The 20,113-nt window shown below is 33.8% G+C and carries 16 protein-coding genes; 13 read left to right on the top strand and 3 right to left on the bottom strand.

Annotation, left to right across the window (positions count from 1 at the left end; genetic code table 11):
- Window positions 1-31 precede the first annotated feature (31 nt).
- From ACNRYB_RS12850 to ACNRYB_RS12825, 6 genes are all read left to right on the top strand, one after another.
- Window positions 32-637: a lactate utilization protein B/C gene (locus ACNRYB_RS12850; protein WP_066032158.1), complete on the top strand. Its 606-nt coding sequence runs from the start codon at window positions 32-34 to the stop codon at window positions 635-637.
- Window position 638: 1 nt separating this feature from the next.
- On the top strand, window positions 639-1,529 hold the full coding sequence (locus tag ACNRYB_RS12845) for a phosphatidate cytidylyltransferase (protein ID WP_473727479.1): 891 nt from the start codon (window positions 639-641) through the stop codon (window positions 1,527-1,529).
- The gene (locus tag ACNRYB_RS12840) at window positions 1,519-2,172 is read left to right on the top strand and encodes a phosphatidylserine decarboxylase family protein (RefSeq protein ID WP_473727478.1); all 654 of its coding nucleotides are present in this window, start codon (window positions 1,519-1,521) and stop codon (window positions 2,170-2,172) included. Before ACNRYB_RS12845 ends, ACNRYB_RS12840 begins: the two co-directional genes overlap by 11 nt.
- Window positions 2,173-2,442, top strand: coding sequence for an acyl-CoA-binding protein (locus tag ACNRYB_RS12835; RefSeq protein ID WP_129748581.1), 270 nt, complete (start codon window positions 2,173-2,175; stop codon window positions 2,440-2,442). It abuts the gene before it with no gap.
- 7 nt (window positions 2,443-2,449) lie between these two features.
- Complete coding sequence (locus tag ACNRYB_RS12830) at window positions 2,450-3,229, top strand: superoxide dismutase (RefSeq protein ID WP_343705910.1); 780 nt, start codon at window positions 2,450-2,452, stop codon at window positions 3,227-3,229.
- A gap of 65 nt (window positions 3,230-3,294) precedes the next feature.
- Window positions 3,295-4,353: a glycoside hydrolase family 130 protein gene (locus ACNRYB_RS12825; RefSeq protein ID WP_473727477.1), complete on the top strand. Its 1,059-nt coding sequence runs from the start codon at window positions 3,295-3,297 to the stop codon at window positions 4,351-4,353.
- Window positions 4,354-4,395: 42 nt separating this feature from the next.
- On the opposite strand, the gene ACNRYB_RS12820 is transcribed toward ACNRYB_RS12825, so the two are convergent.
- A complete protein-coding gene (locus tag ACNRYB_RS12820; protein ID WP_473727476.1) occupies window positions 4,396-6,288 on the bottom strand; it encodes an alpha-amylase family protein in 1,893 nt (630 codons plus the stop codon).
- Window positions 6,289-6,569: 281 nt separating this feature from the next.
- On the opposite strand from ACNRYB_RS12820, the gene ACNRYB_RS12815 reads away from it, so the two are divergent.
- From ACNRYB_RS12815 to ACNRYB_RS12785, 7 genes are all read left to right on the top strand, one after another.
- Entirely contained in the window at window positions 6,570-8,246 is a 1,677-nt protein-coding gene (locus tag ACNRYB_RS12815; protein WP_473727475.1) for an OstA-like protein, read from the top strand.
- A gap of 201 nt (window positions 8,247-8,447) precedes the next feature.
- Entirely contained in the window at window positions 8,448-9,641 is a 1,194-nt protein-coding gene (locus ACNRYB_RS12810) for an aspartate aminotransferase family protein (RefSeq protein WP_473727474.1), read from the top strand.
- Window positions 9,642-9,907: 266 nt separating this feature from the next.
- A complete protein-coding gene (locus ACNRYB_RS12805) occupies window positions 9,908-11,302 on the top strand; it encodes a tetratricopeptide repeat protein (protein WP_473727473.1) in 1,395 nt (464 codons plus the stop codon).
- 2 nt (window positions 11,303-11,304) lie between these two features.
- Window positions 11,305-12,057 carry a shikimate dehydrogenase family protein gene (locus tag ACNRYB_RS12800; protein WP_129748574.1) on the top strand — a complete coding sequence of 251 codons (753 nt, stop codon included), beginning with the start codon at window positions 11,305-11,307 and terminating at the stop codon, window positions 12,055-12,057.
- Window positions 12,058-12,112: 55 nt separating this feature from the next.
- On the top strand, window positions 12,113-12,865 hold the full coding sequence (locus tag ACNRYB_RS12795; protein WP_263524917.1) for a lipid A phosphoethanolamine transferase: 753 nt from the start codon (window positions 12,113-12,115) through the stop codon (window positions 12,863-12,865).
- A 252-nt stretch (window positions 12,866-13,117) separates the two neighbouring features.
- Window positions 13,118-15,097 carry a DUF349 domain-containing protein gene (locus ACNRYB_RS12790; protein ID WP_473727472.1) on the top strand — a complete coding sequence of 660 codons (1,980 nt, stop codon included), beginning with the start codon at window positions 13,118-13,120 and terminating at the stop codon, window positions 15,095-15,097.
- Window positions 15,098-15,462: 365 nt separating this feature from the next.
- Window positions 15,463-15,882 (top strand): OsmC family protein, encoded by a 420-nt coding sequence (locus ACNRYB_RS12785; RefSeq protein ID WP_119789950.1) that lies wholly within the window; start codon window positions 15,463-15,465, stop codon window positions 15,880-15,882.
- Window positions 15,883-15,942: 60 nt separating this feature from the next.
- Here ACNRYB_RS12785 and ACNRYB_RS12780 read toward each other — a convergent pair whose 3' ends face one another.
- Together ACNRYB_RS12780 and gyrA are read right to left on the bottom strand one after the other, a co-directional pair.
- Window positions 15,943-17,211, bottom strand: coding sequence for a tetratricopeptide repeat protein (locus ACNRYB_RS12780; RefSeq protein ID WP_129748571.1), 1,269 nt, complete (start codon window positions 17,209-17,211; stop codon window positions 15,943-15,945).
- A 37-nt stretch (window positions 17,212-17,248) separates the two neighbouring features.
- The gene (gene gyrA / locus ACNRYB_RS12775) at window positions 17,249-19,891 is read right to left on the bottom strand and encodes a DNA gyrase subunit A (RefSeq protein ID WP_129748570.1); all 2,643 of its coding nucleotides are present in this window, start codon (window positions 19,889-19,891) and stop codon (window positions 17,249-17,251) included.
- Between the last annotated feature and the right edge of the window lie 222 nt (window positions 19,892-20,113).

Genomic DNA, 20,113 nt, shown 5'->3' with positions numbered 1-20,113 from the left:
CAATTAACATGTAAAGCATTTCATATAAAAAATGAATTTTTTCAAAAAAATATTTGGCTCTAGTGAAGCCGCTTCTGATGAAGTGAACGAAAGCGAATATGCAGGAACTTCTGCGCAGAACAGTCATTTATCTTTGGACGAGCAATTTATTTTCAATTTCAAAAAAAATGGAGGTAAGTTCTTATACTGCGAAAACATGGGAGAGGTTTCTGAACAGTTTGAAAACATTTTAGAAGAAAACGATTGGTTTGAACAAGAAGTTTTATGTTACGAACCTGCTTTATTTGGTCTATTAGACGAAAATAAATTATTTTACATTGCCCCTGCTAAACCAAAATTTTTATTGGCAAGTTGCGAAAACCTTATTGCTGATGAAGGTTCTATTTTATTTTCATCAAAACAGATCAGACAAAATAAACCTAACGAATTACCTGCAAACATTGTTATCATAGCTACTACCAGCCAAATCCTTCCTATGAAAAGTGACGGATTGAGCGCAATAAAACGCAAATACGAAAGAGACATACCTACTAATATCACTACAATAAAATATTTCGAAAAAGCGAAAGACGAAGATTTTACACAATACGGAAGTGTTGCAAAAAACCTTTATTTACTGCTTTTAGAAGATCTTTAAGATGAACGAAACACTGAAGAGAACCATTTCTGGTGCTGTTTATATCGCTTTATTACTAACTTCGATATTGTTTTCTACAGAAAGCTTCATTACCCTTTTTGGTGTTTTCCTAATTATTACGATATACGAGTTTTCTAATATCGTTAACTTGAACAAAGTATTTTCTATTCTCTTCGGAACTTTAGTTTATGCCGCAATTATCCTTGTAAGTAACTACAACAAACAGACTACTGCATTTATAAACGATACATTTAATTCTAATATCAGTTTAGAAACCAATATTAAACAGCTGGATTTAATTCTTCTGGCAGTTACCATCGTGGTTTCTATAAAGTGCATCATATTCTTGTTTTACGATTCTGTTCAAAAAGTAAGCACTTCATCAAAATATTTATATCTGCTTGGATATATTACGCTTCCTTTTGTCTTCATTGTAAAAATCTCTTTTGGAACAAACGATTATAATCCGAAGATTATTTTAGGTTTATTTGTTTTGATTTGGACAAATGATACTTTTGCTTATTTAGTCGGAAAATCAATGGGAAAACACAAATTATTTGAACGCGTTTCTCCCAAAAAGACAATTGAAGGTTTTCTTGGTGGTGTAGTTTTCGCTGCTTTTGCTGGCTTTCTAATTTCTAAACTCTACATTCAGCCTAAGCCTGAATTTAGTGGTAAATCGATTTTAATCTGGACCATTATCGCATTAATTGTGAGCATTTTTGGAACTATTGGCGACTTGATAGAATCCAAATTTAAACGAATTGCCGGTATTAAAGACAGCGGTTCGATAATGCCTGGTCACGGAGGTATTCTAGATCGATTAGATAGTGTTATATTTGTAGCACCAATTATATTTTTATTTTATCAAATTTTATATTATGTTTCATAAAGAGGGAGGCCCGTCCATTTTATTAGGTACTGTATTTACTGTAGCTGTACTTTTAATTGCTGAAAGATTTATAGATATCAATTGGCTTAGAATGCTTGTTCAAATTGCAGCACTTGTAATTCTGATCATTATTTTACAATTCTTTAGAAATCCTAAAAGAATTGCAGTTAGAAACAGCGATCACATCCTAGCTCCTGTTGACGGAAAAGTGGTGGTTATAGAAGAAGTTTATGAAGGAGAATATTTTAAAGACAAACGTTTACAGGTTTCTATCTTTATGTCGCCTATCAATGTGCACGTAACGCGTTACGCCATGGATGGGATTATTAAATTTAGCAAATACCACCCTGGTAAATTCCTTGTTGCGTGGCATCCAAAAGCAAGTGAAGAAAACGAAAGAACTACCGTAGTGATCGAAAACGACACTTTTGGTGCTATTTTATACAGACAAATTGCTGGGGCTTTGGCTCGTAGAATTGTAAATTACGCTAAAGAAGGAATGCAAGTGGTTCAGGGAACTGATGCTGGTTTTATTAAATTTGGTTCAAGAGTAGATTTATTTTTACCTTTAGGTACGCCTATCAATGTTGAGTTAAATCAAAAAGCGATTGGCGGGAAAACAATTATTGCTACAAAGGCATAAATGGCTGATAAAGATTTAGATATTCGCTTTGCTAAAGCTGTAGAAGTTGCAATGACAATGACTCAGTCTTCACTGCCGCAAGATGTGCAGTTGAGACTTTATGCTTTTTACAAACAGGCTACTTTTGGGACCGCAGTTTACAATCAATCTCAAAATTTTGATTTACGAGATGCTTTTAAAACTAATGCCTGGATGCAGATAAGCCATATGACTGTAGATGAAGCCAAAGAAAATTATATCGAAATCATCAATTCATTAACATCAAAATAAAAACATTATGAAGAAAAACGTTGTTCTTTTCAGCACTTTAGCTTCATTTTTACTATTGTTTTCCTGTAAAGAAGATAAGCTGGTTGAAGTAGTTGAAGTTCCTCTTCCAACAAAAGAAGAAAAAATAACTATTGGTTCACCAAATGATGTTAAAGCCGACCCCGGTTCTTTTGAAATGACAAAATTGCCATTTAATTATGATGCTCTTGCGCCAGACATTAGAACCTTGACTTTAGAAACTCATTATTCTAAGCACTATTTGTCGTATACAAACGCTTTTAACAAAGAAATCGTTTCGACTGAGTTTGAAAATATGCCTATTGAAGACATTTTAAAAAAAATGCCTCTTACTAATTTAAAACTTCGTCAAAATGCGGGCGGATATTACAATCATACTTTATATTTTAATATCCTAACTCCGAAAGAACAAACACCAAAAGATACACTTGCAGGTTCTATTAATAAAGAGTTCGGTTCTTTTAATAATTTGACAAATCAATTTAAAGCACAGTCAGAAAAGCAGTTTGGCTCTGGATGGGTTTGGCTGGTTGTGGACCGATATGGTAAATTGCAAATTACTACGACAGACAATCAAGACAATCCATTAATGAAAAACGCTTTGATTCCGGGAACTCCAATTATGGGAATTGATCTTTGGGAACATGCTTATTATTTAGATTATCAAAACCGAAAAGGCAGTTATATTGATGCTTTTTACAATCATATTAACTGGGAAAAAGTGAACGAATATTACATTGAAGCTCTCAAGAAGGTTAAAAAAGTATAGAAAAGAAGCTGATACAATTAAGTATCAGCTTTTTTTTATACCTTTTAGGTACTTAAATGAAGATCATGAAAGATATTGCCAATCGTTTTACAGAAAACCCCTTGCTGTCTCCTTCAGATATACCGCCAAGCAGAGAAGGTCTAGAAATTACCTGTCTCTTAAATCCTGGCGTTTTTCAATTCCAAAATAAAATCTGGATTGCCGTACGTGTTGCTGAAAGACCCAAACAAATTGAAAATAGTATTTCGTTTCCAATTTTGACGGAAGTTGGAACAATTCAAATTATTGAAATTCTAAAAGATCATCCAGAACTTATTGCAATAGACGCTCGTGTAATTAACTATCAAGGAATCGATTATTTAACCACTTTATCGCATATTCGTTTATTGTGCAGTGAAGACGGAAAACGGTTTTACGAGCCTGAAAATTATCCGCATTTGGTTGGCGAAGGAATACTGGAAACTTTCGGAATTGAGGATTGTCGTGTTTCCTTAATTGAAGGAAAATACTATCTGACTTTTACTTCTGTCTCTCCCAGCGGCGTAGGAGTTGGCTTGCGAACCACAACGGATTGGAAGAATTTTCAAAAACATGGATTGATATTTCCGCCCCACAATAAAGACTGTGCTATTTTTGAAGAAAAAATAAATGGTTTATTTTATGCCTTACATCGTCCAAGCAGTGTAGATATTGGCGGAAATTACATTTGGATTGCCTCTTCTCCAGATGGGATTCATTGGGGAAATCATAAATGCATTATTAAAACCAGAAAAGAAAATTGGGACAGCAAAAGAGTGGGCGCTGGTGCGGCTCCTATAAAAACAGAATTGGGCTGGCTCGAAATTTATCATGGAGCCAACGAATTTCATCAATATTGTCTAGGTGCTTTTTTATTGGATTTGCAAGATCCTACAAAAGTAATTTCCAGAACAGAAACTCCGATTATGTTTCCGAAAACGAATTATGAGTTAAGCGGTTTCTTTGGAAATGTCGTTTTTACAAACGGTCATATTCTTGAGCCTGATGGCGATACACTAACGGTTTATTATGGCGCTTCGGACGAGTTTGTCTGCGGAGCAACATTTTCAATAAAAGAGATTTTTTCCTTGCTAAAAAAGATTTAAAATAAAAAAACGTGTCTAGAATATACTAAACACGTTTTCTTTTTATAGTATTTCAATTGGTTTGACATCAACTCCTAAAATCAACGATTCTGATGGCTCAATTGAGATTTTAGCTTTTCCTTGCCCATATTGCACTTTCAATACAAACGTTTTATCTTGATACAACTGATCTTTTAAATGATATTCACCATCTTTTAAATTCCATTTTGAAATAAGTGATGAAGGCACTTTTAAATCAAATTCGCTTTCTTTTTCAGAAGAGAAATTAGCAACTACAATTAGCTTTTGACTTTCAGACCAACGTGCGTAAGAATATAGCAAAGCATCATAATTTTCATTATTTTGACGGTTTACAGTTTGAATTTCTTCGAAACTTCCCATTAAAGCACTGCTATTGACTGTAAAATTCAATAATCGTTTGTAAAAATCACGAAGCTGTTTTTCAGATTCAGAAAGCTGTCCTCCATCAAACTTACCGCCATTCATCCAGCGCTGATGGTTTGGAACTCCGATATAATCAAAAATCGATGTTCTGGAACGTTTTCCAAAACCCGCATCTTCATTTCCTGCCTCTCCAACTTCTTGTCCAAAATAAATCATTGTTGGCGAAGTGCTGATTGTTGCCGAAACCACCATTAAAGGCTTTCCTCTTTCTGGCGTTCCTGCAAATTCTGGGCTTGCCAAACGCTGTTCGTCATGATTATCTAGGAAATGAAGCATATGATGTTCAATATCCGACATATTGTTTTGGATTTTTGTCAATTCATCTGGCGAAGATTTTCCTCGAATAATACCTTTCAGCTTATCATAAGTTTCTACTTTATCATACAGATAATCCATCTTTCCTAAACGGATATAATTGCGATATTCGTTTGGGTTATACACTTCGGCCAATAAAAACGCGTTGGGATTTTTCATTTTAATGGAAGAGTTCATATAACTCCAAAATTCGTAAGGAACCATTTCAGCCATATCGTAACGGAATCCGTCCACTCCTTTTGCCGTCCAATACAAAGCAATATCTCTGAACTTTTTCCAAGAATCAGGAACATCTTTATCTTGCCAAAAAGCGAAATGTTCTTGATAGTTTTTTTGGTCAAAACCAGCAGGAAGTTCAGGAAAATCTTTAGTCCCATCTGGGCGCACACCATAATTTACTTTTACGGTTTCGTACCAGTCATTTTGATCTGGCTTAATTTTACGAGATCCATTGCCTGTCCATTTTGCTGGATTTTCGTCAAATTTCCCATCAATAAGCGGATTTTTTTCTCCGTTTAAAGGAATGTCTCCATCAGGAATTTCAAAATGTTGCTGCGGAATGTAATAGAAATTATTGTCTCGTTTGTATTCAACCGTAACATCATCATCTGCACCAAAATTTTTCACACCTTCTGGGTTCGATTTTCCTTCGTATTTTCTTGCAATATGGTTTGGAACAATGTCAATTATTACTTTCAAATCTGCATTATGAGTGCGTTTGATTAAAGCCTCAAATTCATCTAATCGTTTTGCAGGATTTACAGCCAAATCTGGATTTACATTGTAATAATCTTTTACGGCATAAGGAGAACCTGCTCGGCCTTTTACCACTTCTGGATCATCATTTGAAATTCCGTACGCCGTATAATCACGCACTAAAGCATGATGCGGAACTCCTGTGTACCAAACATAGGTTACTCCCAAATCTTTTATTTCTTGGAGCGCTTTATCTGTAAAATCATTAAACTTTCCAACACCATTCTCCTCAATAGTTCCCCATGGTTTATTGTTTGTATTTTTATTTCCAAAAAGGCGAGTAAAAACTTGATAAACCACAACTTTCTTTTCTGCTGCAGTTTGTTCCTTTGCTGTGCTCATTTTTAAATCTTTTGTTTTACAGGCTGAAAATAGAACCGTCAATGTTATTCCGGCTGCAATTATTTTTTTACTTATCATATTTTGGCTATTCTTAACTTATCTCTTTGGTTCTGATTCAAAAAACATCAAAACAATTTTCTAAAAATAGCTCATTTTTTAAAACTCCGAAAACGATTTATCTAATTTACAATGTTTTCAGTTTAAAAAACAACTACTACAACGTGAGAGTTTGAGTTTTTGTTGAAAAATTAAATAGCACTTAAATCCTACTTTAGACTGTTAATGACTTATTATAAATTAATCCTAATATCGACCACAGGTTCTAACCTTTTTTATAAATTTGACAAAAATTTAATCAGTTGAAGAAATCACTCTTTTTCATATTCTATTGTCTGTTTCTTAGCGTACAATTTATTTCTGCGCAGGCCAAAAAAACTGCACAAACCCCGAAAACAATCGTCATCGAGAATGCTGACTTTTCTGATGTGGATCAGGTTAATGTGCCAGATGCGCTTTTACTTACCGGAAATGTAAAAGTAAACCATGATGGTGTAGTATTGACTTGCAACAAAGCCTATTTTTTTCAAAAAGAGAATTATCTAAAAGCATTCGGAAATGTACAATTAGTACAGGGAGATACCTTATTTCTGAATAGTAAATATGCTGAATATAGCGGTAATGCAAAAAAAGCCTTTGCTACAGGAAATGCCGTTTTAACTTCACCAGATGCTACTTTGCAAACCGACACTATTAATTTTGATAGAAATGTTCAGGAAGCATTTTACAACACCAAAGGAACCATTGTCAATAAAGACAATACTTTGGTAAGTAAATCTGGAAAGTATTTTGTGAAAGAAAAGAAATTTCAGTTTCTGACTGAAGTTACGATTACAAATCCAAAGTATGTAATAAAATCAAACCATTTGGATTATTACAGCAATTCGGGACATACCTATCTTCTTGGCCCTTCCACTATTACGAGCAAGGCTAATTATATTTATACCGAAAAAGGTTTCTATGATACCAAGAAAAACTTAGCACATTTTCTTCGAAAATCATACATAAAATACGATGACAGGCGTATAGAAGGCGATAGTTTGTTTTATAATCGAAATACCGAATTTGCTTCGGCCACACGAAATGTCAAAATTACCGATTCTATCAATAAAGGAATCGTAAAAGGCCATTATGCAGAGCTTTACAAACTGAAAGATTCGATGTTTGTAACTAAAAGGGCTGTTGCCGTCAATCTGGTTGAAAATGACTCAGTTTACATTCACGGACAAAAATTAATGGTTACGGGAAAAGAAGGAGAAAGAATTTTGAGAGCTTATAAAAATGTTCGTTTCTACAAAACCGATATGAGCGGCAAATGCGACTCAATACATTCTGATTCTAAAATAGCCTTGACAAAATTGATTGGAAATCCGATTCTTTGGAATGGTGACAACCAGATTACAGGAGATGTAATGCATTTGATTGGCGATAATAAAACAAGAAAAATTGACTCTTTGAAAGTTCTGAATAACACTTTCGTTTTATCCAAGGATACGCTCGGAACAGGATTTAATCAAGTCAAAGGACTCAATTTATTTGGAAAATTTCGGGATGGAAAACTTCATGATGTTGATGTCATCAAAAATACCGAAGTAATTTATTACATGCGAAACGATGCCCATGAACTCATCGGAATCAATAAAAATGTCAGCAGTAAAATCAATATGATTTTGGAAAATAATGCTATTGAAACGATTACGTTCTTCAATAAAGTTGACGGAGATATTTTTCCTGAAGATGAACTTCCTGAAAATGCCCGTAAACTGCGAGGAATGAAATGGCGTGGAGATGAGAGGATAAAATCGAAAGACGATATTTTTACCGCAGAAGAAAACGAAGAAAATGACAAACTGATTAAACAAGGAAAAGACGAAGAAGAAAAAGGTAAAAATGTTCCGTTAAAAGTCAGAAAAGAAACCTTGAATTACGATAAGAAGAATTCTGCTCCTAAAACAGACACGAAAGCTAAAAATAAGTAGTTTTTAGTCTCAGTTACAGTTTTCAGTGCTTTGGAATTGTTTAAACTACAAAGTTAACTTAAGCGTAAAGTCAAAAACCTTAGAACCTCAGTACCTTTGCTACTTTGAACCTAAAAAAGTTTTCAGTCGCAGTCACAGTTTACAGTTAAAAACATAGAAGCTCAGAATCTTAGCATCTCAGCAACTTAGAAGCTTAAAAAAATGAATCCAGATTTTATAAAATACCAAGCGCAAACCTCTCCTTACCCACTCGGAATGGAAGTTTCGCATGCCATTGGCTCATATATTTACGATACAAACGATAAAAAATACTTAGATTTTGTTGCCGGAGTTTCGGCTTGCACTTTAGGACATCAGCATCCAAGAGTTAATCAAGCCATAAAAGATCAGTTGGACAAATATTCGCATGTGATGGTTTACGGAGAATATTCTCAAAGTCCAGCCGTCCAATATTGCAAAATGATGGCCTCTCTGCTTCCAGAATCTTTAAATAAAACCTATTTGGTTAATTCTGGTACAGAAGCGATTGAAGGTTCCTTAAAATTAGCCAAACGCGTTACAGGACGCAGCCAGCTTATTTCCTGTCATAACGCTTATCACGGAAACACTATGGGTTCTATGAGCGTTATGGGATTTGAAGAACGCAAACAGGCTTTTAGACCTTTATTGCCAGATGTTGATTTTATCACTTTCAATAACGAAGAAGATTTACAAAAGATAACTAATCGAACAGCCGCGATTCTTTTAGAAACTATTCAAGGAGGCGCTGGTTTTATTCAGCCAGAAAACAATTTTCTTCAAAAGGTTCGTAAGCGCTGTGATGAGGTTGGAGCATTAATGATTGTTGATGAAATTCAGCCAGGTTTTGGAAGAACTGGAAAACTTTTTGGTTTTCAAAATTACGATGTTGTTCCAGACATTGTGGTTATGGGTAAAGGAATGGGCGGCGGGATGCCGGTTGGCGCTTTTACTGCTTCTGCCGAAAAAATGGATCTTTTAACCGAAAACCCAAAACTAGGACATATAACCACTTTTGGAGGCCACCCTGTCATTGCGTCAGCTTGTCTTGCTACTTTGCAAGAATTAACTGAAACAAATTTAATGGCAGAAACGCTAGAGAAGGAAAAACTCTTTAGATCGCTTTTGGTACATCCTTTGATTACAGAAGTTAGAGGAAAAGGATTAATGCTTGCCGCTATGACAGAATCGGCAGACATTACAAACGAAGTCATTTTAACCTGTCAAGACAGAGGACTTATTTTATTCTGGCTTTTATTTGAAGGATGCGCCATAAGAATAACACCTCCTTTGACCATTTCTGAAGACGAAATTAGAGAAGGTTGCGCCATTATTTTAGAAGTGATGGATGAAATAATGAAGAAGAACAACAACTAAATATAAAAAAATATTTTGAGCGCTGTTTTTAATAAAATAGACAGAAATTAAAGCTCAATTTCTATTTCTAAAAAGTCTTCCGATAGAAATAAAAAAATGACAAAACTGAAGCTAATCCCTTAAGAATAAAAGAGATTTCTTCCCAAAATAGAATAAAAAACGCCATATATTGTTAATTAAATTGTTCAAAACAATTAATTTCTTATCCTTACAGCGATTATATGGTTGCCTAAATTTATAACAGGCTAATTTCAAATATACGAAGTATGCAATTAAGCAACGAAGAAGAAGATTATAACCTATCCCTATCCAAATTTGAGTCGATGTTAAAAACCAACAAAGTACTCTTTTTTGATTCTGAAGAATTCGAAGAAATAATTCTTCATTATTTAGACATAGGTAAGGCTAATTTAGCAAAAAAGGCCTTGAAACTTGCATTAGACCAGCATCCAAAATCTACAGGCTTAAAATTAGTACAAGTAGAAATGCTAGTTTATGATGACAAACTCGACATTGCTGAAAAGCTTTTGAATGAGTTATACGCAATTGAACCTAACAACGAGGAAATCTATATCCAGAAAGCCAATATCTGTTCCAAAAGAGATCAGCACGAAAAAGCAGTTGAACTGTTAAAAATTGCTCTTCAATATACTGACGATTATGCTGATGTGTATAATTTGATTGGAATGGAATATCTTTTTATGGATAATCTCGAGCTTGCCAAGGACAGTTTTATCAAATGTCTTGAAGAAGACTTAGAAGATCAATCTGCTCTCTACAACGTAGTGTATTGTTTTGAATTTTTAGATCAGAACCAAGAAGCTATTGTATATCTTAACGAATACATCAATAGAAATCCGTACAGCGAAATTGCATGGCATCAGCTTGGGCGTTTGCATCATGGCGTAAAAGAATACGAAGCAGCAATTCGTGCATTTGATTATGCAACGCTGATTGATGATGAATTTTTAGGTGCTTTTATGGAAAAAGCAAAAGCTTATGAGCGCCTGAAAAAATACAATGAAGCAATTGAAAGCTATAACAGAACCATCGAATTGGACGATGCGACTTCGTATGCATTGCTTCGAATTGGAAAATGTTATGAAAAACTTGGAAATTTAGCGAAAGCGATCCAATATTATAACCAAACTGTTCACGAAGATCCGCTTTTAGACAAAGGCTGGATTGCAATAACAGATTTTCACCTTCGCCAGAAAAACTATCAAAAAGCGTTATTTTTTGTGAATAAAGCTTTGGCGATTGACAATCAAAATCGTTTGTACTGGAAAAGATATGCTACAATCAACAAACAGATGAACTTTTTTGAAGAAGCTGAATTTGGTTTCAGAAAAGCGGTTGAATTTGGAGATTATGCTTTAGATACTTGGTTATTTTGGGTCGATATTCTTCAGTTTTTGGGAGAATTTGAAACGGCTATCCAAACTTTATTGCAAGCGACAGAATATTTCCCTGAAGAAAACGAAATCGAATACCGTTTGGCTGGATTATATTTTATGATTCAAGACAACACAAAAGCTAAATTCCATTTAAGCAATGGTTTACGTTTAAACTTTGACAACTATATCTTGATAGAAGATTTGTTTCCAGTAGTTTGGACAAAAAAAACAGTAAAAAATTATATAGAAAAACATCGTAAATAAGAATGGTTGATATTTTATTAAGAAGACGTTTTGGATTATTGGGACGCAACATAAGCTACTCTTTTTCAAAAGGTTATTTTACAGAGAAATTTAATAATGAAGTTTTTGCTGGTAACAGCTATGAGAATTTTGACATTTCTGAGATTAATTACTTCACAGAATTAATTAAAAACAATCCTGATTTAAAGGGATTAAATGTTACGATTCCTTACAAAGAACAAGTTATTCCTTTCTTAGATAAACTATCAAAAAAAGCCGCTCTAATTGGCGCCGTGAATACTATTAAATTTACCAAAAGCGGTAAACTAAAAGGTTACAACACAGATTATTACGGATTCAAAAAGTCTTTAAAACCATTATTGGAGCCTCATCATAAAAAAGCTCTAATTTTAGGAACAGGTGGCGCTTCTAAAGGTGTTGCTTTTGCTTTGGACGAATTGGATATTCCGTACACTTTTGTTTCTAGAGAAGCAAAAGAAAACATTATTGATTATGATTTGATAAACGCTACTACTTTTGATAATTTTCAAATTATAATTAATTGTACGCCAGTTGGAACAAGTCCGAATGTTGAAGCTTGTCCGAATTTGCCTTATGAGTTTTTTACAGAAAAACATATTGCTTACGATTTAATCTATAATCCTGCAGAAACCACTTTCTTACGAAAAGCAAAAGAAAAAGGCGCTGTAATTAAAAATGGACACGATATGCTTATTTTTCAGGCTGAAAAAGCTTGGAAAATCTGGAACAAATAAAAAATAAAATGTTAAAGTAATTTTTGTAAATTAGTCTACTCATTTGCAGACAGTTATGAAGAAACAATTACTTTACTTTAGCATTTTTTTTCTTATTACAGTTCTTGCATCAGCCCAAGACGAAGATATAGACAGAAGCAATAGTCCGTTTGCTGAGCCTCGATATCATTACTTTCTTCAGACTATTTTATTATACAATGAGTATTTAGACACCAAGAATGGCTCTTATAACACTACCAATTTGCGTGTTTTACAGCCAATAGGCAACAAAGCCTGGAATCTGAGGTTTGATTTGCCTTTAATATCAACCAACTCCAATTCTATAAACCAAACTGGACTTGGTGATGTAGGTGCTGGACTGAGTTTTATCCCTTATTTTAAAAAAACTAGCGGGATTGGTCTTAGGACTCGTATCATTTCAAATTCTGCCGTAGATCCAAGTTTTGGCACAGGTAAATGGGTAGTAATTCCAGCAGGTATTTTTGCAAAATACTTCAATCAAAAGAAATTCTTATGGCTTGCGACTGTTGAACATTCCCAAAGTTTTGCAGGATCAAGCAACCGAAGCGATGTCAGCGTAACCCTGTTAGAAAACAACTTATTATGGTTTTTTGGTAAAAATTGGATTGCTACAGATGTAGCTTTTAGATACAATTACGTTCTAGACGGTTTCCAGAATAATGCTTTTATGGAGTTTGGTCGAAAAATAACCCCAACAAATTTAGTTTATGTACACCCCAGCGTAGCTTTTGGCGGAGAAAAATCATATAATTTTGGCGTAGAAGTTGGCCTTTTGGTTTTGTTTTAATTTAAAGCCAAATGCTGAATTTGCTTCACTTTTTTATGATTCATTTGTTTTTTCATTGAAAAATCGTAAAAAACATTATTTCTATCTTATCAATTAAAACCACAAAAATTAATATATCATACTGCTAAATTGAATTAAACAATAAGAATTTCATCGCAAATTAGCGTATAAACAAAGGATTTATTTTGTATTTAGAAACACCTTTACTATCTTTCGCACTGTTTAAAATAAAAAACCTTATACATTTTTAAGATGTTAGAAGAAAAGAATGATAACCTGCAGGAAGCAGACGGAAAAACTGGAATCGAAATAAATGATTCTGTAACAAATGAAGCAATTGAAATATCAGATTCTGAGACTTTGACAGAAGCCTCGGAAGAAGAAACTGATAATGAATTAGAAAAACAAGAAAATGCTCACCAAGAAGCATTGGATGTCATTACAAATTCAAATGCTGCTGAAAGCGAAGACGAAACTTTGAAGGAACGTCATGACATTCCTATGCAAGATTACAATACGTTTTCTCTAGATGCTCTTGTTGATGAACTTAAAAAATTGGTTAATACAGATAAAGTAATGTCTGTAAAAGATCATATAGAAGAAATCAAAAAAGCTTTCTTGTTACAATATCATCATCTTATAGAGGAGAAAAAAGAAGAATTTTTAGCTTCTAATCCAGATCCTAATGAAGAATTTGAATATCATCTGCCTTTAAAATCAAAATTTGACGAATATTATAATGTTTTTAGAGAGAAAAGAAATGCTCATTTTAAACATTTACAGACCAATTTAAAAACCAATTTAGACAATCGTCTGGCTATTGTTGAAGAATTAAAGGAATTAATCAATCCGCAAGAAAATATCAAAGACACTCTTAAACATTTTAATGAATTAAGAGAAAGATGGAAAAATGCAGGTCCTATTCCAAAAGACAAATACAATCACGTTTGGAATAATTACCATTTTCACGTAGAAAACTTCTACGATTATCTTCATTTAGATCGTGAGGCTAGAGATTTAGATTTTAAACACAACTTAGAATTAAAACAAAAAATTATAGCTCGCGTTGAAGAATTGGTAAACGATGCTGACGTAAATAAATCTTTCCGTGAATTACAGGATTTACACCGAATCTGGAAAGAAGAAATCGGACCGGTTTCTAAAGAACATCGTGATGCTATCTGGAATCAGTTTAGCGAACTAACAAAAAAAATACACGACAAGAGAGAACTTTTATTTGAAAGCCAAAGAGCAAATGAGCAAAAAAATCTTGAAGCTAAAAAAGAAATCATTGCTAAAATTGAAGCGCTTGGAAATGAAAAAGTAAATTCTCATTCACAATGGCTTGTTCAAATTCAAAAAGTAGAAGAGCTTAGAAATGACTTTTTTGCAGCTGGAAAAGTGCCTTCTGAAGTAAATGAAGAAACTTGGGCAGCATTTAAAACTGCCGTTAGAAATTTCAATGCTTTCAAGAATTCGTTCTACAAGGACATTAAAAAAGATCAAAACGATAATCTAAATAAAAAGCTGGCTCTTGTTGCTAAAGCAAAAGAATTACAGGAAAGCACCGATTTTCAAGCTACAACTCCTGTAATGAAACAAATCCAGGAAGAATGGAAACAAATTGGGCATGTTCCTAAAAAATATTCAGACAAAATCTGGAAAGAATTTAAAGATGCCTGCAACCATTATTTCGATAAGTTAAAAGAGCACAAATCTGAGGAAAATAGCGAAGAAGTTGCTGCTTTTGACAATAAAAAAGCTTATTTGGATGTATTGAGAGCTTTCCAATTGACTGGAGAACACAAAACAGATCTTGACGCCATAAAAGCGCATATTGAGACTTGGAAAGGATTTGGAAAAGTTCCTTTTTCTAGAAGACATATCGAAGGAAAATTCAATAAAATATTAGATGCTCTTTTTGAGAAACTAAGTTTAAGCAAAAAAGAATCTGAAATGATGCGCTTTGCAAATCGTCTTGATTCTTTATCTGACAGCAATGATACGCGTAAATTAGACAATGAAAAGATCTTTATTATGCGTAAGATTGAAGAAGTGCAAAATGAAATTTTCCAATTAGAAAATAATATTCAATTCTTTACCAATACTAAAAATGCGAAAAAGGAAAATTCTATTGTAACGGAAGTTCGCAAAAACATCGCCATTCACAAAGAAAGTCTTGAAGTATGGAAAGATAAATTGAAACAACTTCGAAACTTGGGACAAGAATAATTGTAGATGAATTCTAAAAATATTAAAGTGTAATGAGAAATCGTTACACTTTTTTTTGTGTTTTTTTTTTAATGCAGAGCCCGCAAAGATCTAATTTAAAATATAAGTTCGTAAAACTTTGTTCAGAGATAACTTTTCGAACTTTATTATAAGAAAATAAAAATAAAAAAATGCAACCTTTGCGCAAACCCTTAGCGTTCTTTGCTTTAAAAAACACAATCTAACTTTAAACAAAAACCTAAAACTTAACATTCCCATTAAATTTCATAAAACTATTCTGCAAAATATTGATTATATTTGAGTTACATCTATTATTAGGCAATCAAACAAACAACATTTAATACTAATTTTTAAATAAGAAAACTATGAAATTTACAAGAAAAGCACACGCCAACTGGAAAGGAACTGGCATGGAAGGAAAAGGAACTATTAGTACACAAAGTACAACTTTAGATAATGCTCAACTGTCTTTCAAAACCAGATTTGCTGATGGCGTGGGAACAAATCCTGAAGAACTAGTTGCTGCGGCACATTCTGGCTGTTTTACAATGCAATTAAGCTTTTTACTGAATGAAGCTGGTTTTACTGCAGATGATTTAACCACAGAAGCTACAGTAACTTTTGAAGACGGAACAATTACTTTAATTCATTTGGATTTAAAAGGCAAAGTTCCTTCAATTTCTGCTGAACAATTTGCCTCAACAGCGGCAAAAGCAAAAGAAATCTGTCCGATTTCAAAATTGCTAAACACAACTATCACATTATCTGCTGAGTTAATCAACTAAAGTGATAAATAAAAAAAAAAAAACATCCGCCGAAGCGGATGTTTTTTTTAAAGCTAATAATTACATTTTTGCTTTTAAAGCTTTAGCTTCTGCAGTCATTTCAAGAGCATTGTAAACTCCTAATAATGTTTTAGAAACATCTTCGTTTTTAGGATCTAATTCGTTCGCTTTTTTAAGGTATGGAATAACTCCTTTGAAAACAGCTTCTCTTTGTGCTTTTAAAACATCGTAACGTTTCATGTCTTTAGCAGAAGTACCTAATTTGTTCATTTCGTCAATGATTGGTTTCTCTGCTTCTAACTTTAATGCCGCAAGGTTTAAGTAAGCATTTGTGTAATTAGGATTGATTTCGATAGCTCTTAAATAATATTTTTCTGCATCAGCATTATTTTTAGCACCAGAACTAATTACTCCTAAATTGAACACTAAATCAGCATTGTTTGGATCTTTCTCTAAAGCTTCACCAACTAATTTTTTGTACATATCAAAGTCTTTAGTCTCTAGATATAAATTAGCCTCTGTTAAGATTAGAGAAGTATCATCTGGATTTGCTTTTCTAGCATCAGCGATTGCTTTTTTAGCATCTTCTGTACGTCCTTTTTGAACTAAGATTAATGCTAAGTTTTTGTAGATTTCACCTCTTTTAGAAGGAATTGCTTCTGTTTTAGGTTTTTCGTGAGTACCTAATTTAACAGCCATATCTCTTTCTTTAGCATTTGCAAAACTATCATCATTTCCAGAAGCTTTGTTTACAGCTGTATACATTGTTCCTTTTCCAGAATAGTTTAGTTTTTTCAACTCTTCATACATTGGCAAAGCAAGATCAAAATCTTGTGCATTTACAGCTGTAGAAGCAGCATAGTACAAGTTGATTGTATCTTTCTTATCTAAAGCATAAGCATCGTATAATTTCTTAGCTCCTTCAACATTTTTGTTTGATTGAGTATCAGCAATTGCAGAGTTAATCAATAAACCTTTAATGCTAGTAATTGATGCAGCAGCTTGAGTTGAATATTTTTGTTTTCCTGAAGTTTTTTCAACTTCAATTAATTTTTTATAGCTCTCAGCAGCAGCAGATAAGTTTTTACTTTCTTCAACTTTTTTGTTAGCCAACTCTAAATAAGCATTTCCCTGAACGAAATAATATTGTGCTTGTTCTGTATCTTTTGCATTTGCAATTAAATTTTCTGCATCTTTCAATTGTGCAAGAGCACCTTGTGCGTCTCCGCCTTTTAATGCTTTTTCAGCATTTTTAATTTGATCTTTCTGAGCAAACGTAGCTACAGAGATCAGTAATGCTGATGCAAGTATTACATATTTACTTTTCATAATGATATTTGTTTGTATTTAATTTTTTTGTTTTTACTTATTCTTCAGACTCTTCGTCTTCTGTTTCTGAATCGTCTTCATCTTCTACTTCTTCATCATCAGAGTCATCATCCTCTTCTACAGTTCCATCATCTTCAAGAACTTCCATATCGGGCTTCACTCTTTCGATTGCAGTGATTACGTTTCCGTCTTCATCCACTTCTACTTCTTCCGCATCATCTTTCATTACTGTTGTAACGGCAGCGATAGAATCTTTTCCTTTAAGGTTAATTAATCTAACACCTTGAGTAGCACGTCCCATAACACGTAAATCTTCGATTGCCATTCTGATCGTTAACCCAGACTTATTGATAATCATTAAATCGTCTGCATCTGTAACCGCATTGATAGAAATCAGTTTACCAGTTTTTTCCGTGATGTTAAGCGTTTTAACCCCTTTACCTCCACGGTTTGTAATTCTATACACATCTTCTCCATCGTCGTCAACCAATTTAGTACGTTTACCGTATCCGTTTTCAGTTACCACTAAGATTTGAGATGTAGAAATATCATTTTTATCCACTGTAACCATTCCGATTACTTCATCAGTTTCGTCTTTTAAAGTAATTCCACGAACTCCAGAAGCTGTTCTTCCCATCGGACGTGTTTTAGTTTCTTCAAAACGAACCAATTTACCAGATTTAACTGCTAAGATAATTTGACTTTCTCCGTTTGTCAACTGAGCACCAATTAACTCATCTCCTTCTTTAATTGTAATTGCAGCAACTCCATTCGCTCTTGGTTTAGAATATTTCTCTAAAGAAGTTTTCTTCACCTGACCTTGTTTCGTTACCATTACAAGATTATGTGTATTGATATAATCTTTGTCTTTTAAATCTTGTGTACAAATGAAAGCTTTTACTTTATCATCGCTTTCAATGTTTACCAAGTTCTGAATTGCTCTACCTTTTGCCGTTTTGCTTCCTTCTGGAATTTCATAAACACGCATCCAGAAACATTTTCCTTTTTGCGTAAAGAACATCATATATTGATGGTTTGTCGCCACAAACATATGCTCTAAGAAATCCTGATCTCTTGTTCCAGCACTCTTCTGTCCAACTCCACCTCTATTTTGAGTTTTGTACTCAGATAAGTTGGTACGTTTGATGTAACCTGCATGCGAAATGGTAATAACTACGTTTTCGTCAGCAATTAAATCTTCAATACTTACATCACCTCCAGAATACTCGATTTGAGAACGACGATCGTCACCATATTTATCGCGAATTTCTGTAAGCTCTTCTTTAATCAAGTCAATTCTTAAATTAACATCTGCTAATAAAGCTTTTAAGTGCTCGATTAACTTCATTAATTCTTCAAATTCAGCTCTTAATTTATCTTGCTCCAGACCTGTCAACTGACGCAAACGCATCTCAACAATTGCACGAGCCTGAATATCTGACAATTTAAATCTTTCAATTAATTTCTCTCTTGCTTCGTCTGTGTTTTTAGAACCTCTAATTAACGCAATTACTTCGTCGATATTGTCAGAAGCAATGATTAATCCTTCTAAGATATGCGCTCTTTCTTCTGCTTTACGCAATTCGAATTGAGTTCTTCTCACTACTACATCGTGACGGTGCTCAATAAAGTAGTGAATCATATCTTTCAGATTCAACAATTGAGGACGTCCTTTTACTAATGCAATATTATTTACACTGAAAGAAGATTGTAATTGAGTGTATTTATATAAAGTATTTAAAACTACGTTTGGCGTAGCATCCCGTTTTAAGATATAAACGATACGCATACCGCTTCTATCCGACTCGTCACGGATATTTGCAATACCTTCAATTTTTTTCTCGTTAACTAAATCAGCCGTACGTTTGATCATTTCGGCTTTGTTAACTTGATATGGAATCTCAGTAACAATGATGCACTCTCTTCCGTCAACTTCTTCAAAACCAACTTTAGCACGCATTACAATACGCCCTCTCCCCGTTTTAAAAGCTTCGCGAACACCTTCGTATCCATAAATAATACCTCCAGTTGGAAAATCTGGAGCTTTAATATGAGTCATTAACTCATCAACTTCAATATCATTATTGTCAAGATAAGCTAATGTACCGTTGATAACTTCAGTTAAATTGTGTGGCGGCATGTTTGTCGCCATACCAACCGCAATACCTGTTGCCCCGTTTACTAATAAAGTAGGAACTCTGGTTGGCATTACTTTCGGTTCGTAAATTGTATCGTCAAAGTTCAATTGAAAATCAACTGTTTCTTTTTCGATATCGGCCATAATCTCTTCAGAAATTTTACGCATTCTGGCCTCAGTATAACGCATTGCTGCAGGACTGTCTCCATCGACAGAACCAAAGTTACCCTGTCCGTCAACTAATAAATAACGCATACTCCATTCCTGCGCCATACGCACCATTGCATCATAAACAGAGGTATCACCGTGTGGGTGGTACTTACCCAGAACCTCCCCTACAATTCTCGCAGACTTTTTGTGGGCAGATCTCGATGTTACACCTAAATCATACATTCCGTAAAGAACTCTTCGATGCACTGGTTTCAAGCCATCTCTAACATCAGGAAGTGCTCTCGATACAATTACTGACATCGAATAATCGATGTAAGCTGACTTCATTTCATCCTCTATGTTAATAGGAATTAACTTTTCTCCTTCAGACATAAGTTGTTATATTAAATAATTATATTAGTTTTCAAAGCGTGCCAAGATACGTTTTTTTGAAATTTTTTCAGCTATTTCCTTACACTTATTTCAATGATTTATTAACAACTTTATTTTGGCTTTTAGTTAATAAATTAAACGTTTTTTAACGCTTTTATTGTCTATTTTTTCGTCTATTAGCTGACAGGAGATTTCGAAGGGTACGGTTTTTGTTTTTAAAAC

Source organism: Flavobacterium sp. CR10 (assembly GCF_055814415.1).
The sequence above is the reverse complement of the archived record's forward strand: the minus strand, read 5'-3'. Positions and strand labels throughout refer to the sequence as shown.

Excerpts from the sequence above, each read along its gene's own strand:
- ACNRYB_RS12850 (WP_066032158.1), top strand. The coding sequence starts at position 32 with ATGAATTTTTTCAAAAAAATATTTGGCTCTAGTGAAGCCGCTTCTGAT.
- ACNRYB_RS12845 (WP_473727479.1), top strand. The coding sequence starts at position 639 with ATGAACGAAACACTGAAGAGAACCATTTCTGGTGCTGTTTATATCGCT.
- ACNRYB_RS12840 (WP_473727478.1), top strand. The coding sequence starts at position 1,519 with ATGTTTCATAAAGAGGGAGGCCCGTCCATTTTATTAGGTACTGTATTT.
- ACNRYB_RS12835 (WP_129748581.1), top strand. The coding sequence starts at position 2,173 with ATGGCTGATAAAGATTTAGATATTCGCTTTGCTAAAGCTGTAGAAGTT.
- ACNRYB_RS12830 (WP_343705910.1), top strand. The coding sequence starts at position 2,450 with ATGAAGAAAAACGTTGTTCTTTTCAGCACTTTAGCTTCATTTTTACTA.
- ACNRYB_RS12825 (WP_473727477.1), top strand. The coding sequence starts at position 3,295 with ATGAAAGATATTGCCAATCGTTTTACAGAAAACCCCTTGCTGTCTCCT.
- ACNRYB_RS12820 (WP_473727476.1), bottom strand. The coding sequence starts at position 6,288 with ATGATAAGTAAAAAAATAATTGCAGCCGGAATAACATTGACGGTTCTA.
- ACNRYB_RS12810 (WP_473727474.1), top strand. The coding sequence starts at position 8,448 with ATGAATCCAGATTTTATAAAATACCAAGCGCAAACCTCTCCTTACCCA.
- ACNRYB_RS12805 (WP_473727473.1), top strand. The coding sequence starts at position 9,908 with ATGCAATTAAGCAACGAAGAAGAAGATTATAACCTATCCCTATCCAAA.
- ACNRYB_RS12800 (WP_129748574.1), top strand. The coding sequence starts at position 11,305 with ATGGTTGATATTTTATTAAGAAGACGTTTTGGATTATTGGGACGCAAC.
- ACNRYB_RS12795 (WP_263524917.1), top strand. The coding sequence starts at position 12,113 with ATGAAGAAACAATTACTTTACTTTAGCATTTTTTTTCTTATTACAGTT.
- ACNRYB_RS12790 (WP_473727472.1), top strand. The coding sequence starts at position 13,118 with ATGTTAGAAGAAAAGAATGATAACCTGCAGGAAGCAGACGGAAAAACT.
- ACNRYB_RS12785 (WP_119789950.1), top strand. The coding sequence starts at position 15,463 with ATGAAATTTACAAGAAAAGCACACGCCAACTGGAAAGGAACTGGCATG.
- ACNRYB_RS12780 (WP_129748571.1), bottom strand. The coding sequence starts at position 17,211 with ATGAAAAGTAAATATGTAATACTTGCATCAGCATTACTGATCTCTGTA.
- gyrA (WP_129748570.1), bottom strand. The coding sequence starts at position 19,891 with ATGTCTGAAGGAGAAAAGTTAATTCCTATTAACATAGAGGATGAAATG.